Annotated in this window: 2 protein-coding genes and 2 pseudogenes; all 4 read right to left on the bottom strand. The window is 60.9% G+C overall.

Annotated features, from left to right (window positions below):
* A pseudogene (locus J6525_RS46180) lies at positions 1-486 on the bottom strand (IS3 family transposase); the annotation flags it as partial.
* A 27-nt stretch (positions 487-513) separates the two neighbouring features.
* A pseudogene (locus J6525_RS47855) lies at positions 514-1,746 on the bottom strand (IS110 family RNA-guided transposase); the annotation flags it as partial.
* Between the two features lie 99 nt (positions 1,747-1,845).
* Positions 1,846-2,310: a transposase gene (locus J6525_RS46165; RefSeq protein ID WP_225649580.1), complete on the bottom strand. Its 465-nt coding sequence runs from the start codon at positions 2,308-2,310 to the stop codon at positions 1,846-1,848.
* Positions 2,311-2,569: 259 nt separating this feature from the next.
* Positions 2,570-2,803 (bottom strand): transposase (locus J6525_RS46160; protein ID WP_225646388.1); only part of this gene is annotated, 234 nt, incomplete at its 5' end.

Genomic DNA, 2,803 nt, shown 5'->3' with positions numbered 1-2,803 from the left:
GCCGACGATCTTACGGCTGAAGAGGTCCATCACGGCCGCCAGGTACAGCCAGCCTTCCGCGGTCGGGATGTAGGTGATGTCGGCGAGCCAGACCCGATTCGGAGCAGGCGCCGTGAAGTCGCGCATGATCAGGTTCGGTGCGATCGGCAGGTCATGACGGCTGTCGGTGGTGCGAACCCGGCGTGGTGGCGCCATGATGGCTCGGATGCCATGCCGCTGCATCATCCGCTCGATCCGGCCACGGCTGGTGCCGCGTCCCTGCGACGTCAGAGCGGCATGGATTCGCGGACTGCCATAGCGCCCGCCACTGTCCTGATAGACCTGCCGGACCTCAGCCAGCAGCGTGGCATTGGCTTGTGTCCGTTCGCTCACCGGGCGCGTGCGCCAAGCGTAATAGCCGGCCGGCGAGACCTCGAGCACCTCACACATCAGACGAACCGGATACATGTTGCGGTGATCCTCGATGAAGCGGAAGCTCATGTCCGGGTTCCGGCAAAGATCGCGATCGACTTCCTAAGAAACAGCCGGATCGGGGGCGCCTGGAATGGCCTGTAACACGAAGCCCAGAGATTTGGCTCGGCGCTGAAGGTTAGCGAGGACACGGTCGCGATATTGCTGCTCATAGTGATCCGCGCCGGGGTCTCTGTAGTGCATGCCGTGCCGGAGGGTGTTGTAGAATAAAACTGCGATCTTGCGGGCGGTCGCTGTCACCGCCTTTGACTTACCAGCACGTGAGGATAGTCGGCGATAGAATGCACCGAGCGCCGTATCGCTCCGCCCGACGGTTGTTGCTGCCAACCGCAACAGTGCGGCTGCCCGACTCTCCGTGTGCGCGAGGACAACACCTTGCCGCCAGAGATTTTGTTGCCTGGTGCAAGACACAGCCAGGAGGTGAAGTGCTTGGCGCTCTGCCATGCCCGCAGATCGGTGCCACACTCACCGACGAGCTTCAATGCCAGTGATGGACCCAACCCATGGATCTCAGTCAGATCGACGCCGAGCACGCCGTACAGCGCGGTCCTGACATCGAAGGTAGGCGCGTTGACCTGTTTGGTCTTGATGCGTGGCTTGGATAGCTTTCCGGTCGGCTTCGCGCCTTTGTTGTTCAGTGCCGCGATCAGGACCTCGAGCTTGCGGTCGCAGTCCAGCATCTTCGCCTGGTAGACGTCATAGAGTTCCAGCGACTGGGTCAGCGCGAAGACATGTTCGTGCCGGTCGTTGCCCACCAGGGCCGCACGGATCGTCGCGATGGATGAATGGCATCGCACGTCCCGATAGGTTGCCAAGACGTCAGGATTCCGCTCGCCTGCAACAATCGCTCGGATAATCCGCATGCCGGTTGCGCCGGTGATATCCGTGACCACATGATGGAGCTGCAGATCATCTCCATCAGGGCCTTCTGCATATGCTGGATATGGGCGGCGGCATATTCCACCAGCCGCTCCCGTTGGCGCAGATACGCGCGCAGGGTTGCGATCTCAGTCGGAAGCTGCCGCGTAACAGGCCATAGGAATGAAGCTGGCGCAACCACGCGGCATCGCTGACATCGGTCTTGCGCCCGGGCACGTTCTTGGCGTACCGCGCATTGACCAGAATCACTTCAAACCCGCGCTGCTCCAGGATCTCGTAGACCGGGATCCAATAGACCCCGGTGGATTCCATCGCGACACTCGTCACGCCGCACGTTTTGAACCAGTCCGCCAGCTCATGCAGGTCTCGCGTGAATGTGCCGAAAGAGCGCACAGGCACGTCGGTGCAAGCCCGGGCAGTCGCCGGCCGTCCTCTTCTTCTGCATGGCAATCCTCCGTTCAATGATGAGCAGGAGGGTCTGGGCTATGCCAATCGTCATCTTCCTAATCGGGATCGTCGCCAGGGCGACGTCACCACTCTCAAGTTCGCATGCACCCATGGACCATGTTTTTTAACGGGGATTGTGCCTCCAATAATCGAGCGGCCGCTACCCTCCCAGCCTCGAGGATAGCACGAGGCTGTTTCTACGCCGCACAGGCGCGCCACCGTGCTGGACAGTTTTTTTAAAATGTCGCGCTCCATGCGTAGCCGTTCGTTCTCCTGGCGCAGCCGGGCGATCTCCGCAGCCTGGTCCGCCGACATCGGCGTCGCCTGCGTGGTGGGGCGCCACGCCGCCGATGTCGGCTCCTGCCGGACCTTGTCTACCCAGCGTCGCAGCACCGAATCGCGCAGACCGAGTTCCTTGGCCACCGACGGGACCGAGCGACCGCTCGACATCACGAGCTCAACGGCTTGGCGCTTATAGTCCTCCGTGAATGACCGACGTTCACGACCTTGCATTCGACACCTCCTGGCTCTCCGAGCCTACTACAGGTGTCCACTCATTCGGAGGAGGTTCAATATACACGTCGGCAGCCACCTTCCGTTCGAGCGCTCCGCGGCCCTGAGCCGGGAAATCCCGCACCTCAACTTGGACGTTCAGGTCTCCGACATCCATCTTCTTGATCGCGTGCTCGATCGCACCCGCGACCTTCGAGGGTTCTTCCGCGTATTTGGTGCAGCTTGAGCGACTGGGGGCGGATTGTTTGTCGGGTTGCCCTCAAGCAGCCAAGAGGACGCGTCGACGCAATAACGGGTAGCTTGCCCGACCATACATTTGTCGTTTGATGGCCTTGATCTTGTTGATCTGGCCTTCGACTGGACTGGTTGTCCAGGATGTCGTTATTGCCGCACGGACGGCATCGATGTCGCGCGTGATGCCGTTGGCGAAGCTGTTAAGCTCGCTGTTGGTTGCTTGTTCGATCCATTCATCGAGCGCAGCGACATCGTCTCC

Source organism: Bradyrhizobium australafricanum (assembly GCF_020329495.1).
GTDB classification, from domain to species: domain Bacteria; phylum Pseudomonadota; class Alphaproteobacteria; order Rhizobiales; family Xanthobacteraceae; genus Bradyrhizobium; species Bradyrhizobium australafricanum.
Note: the sequence above shows the minus strand (reverse complement) of the source record. Positions and strands in the feature narration are given on the sequence as shown.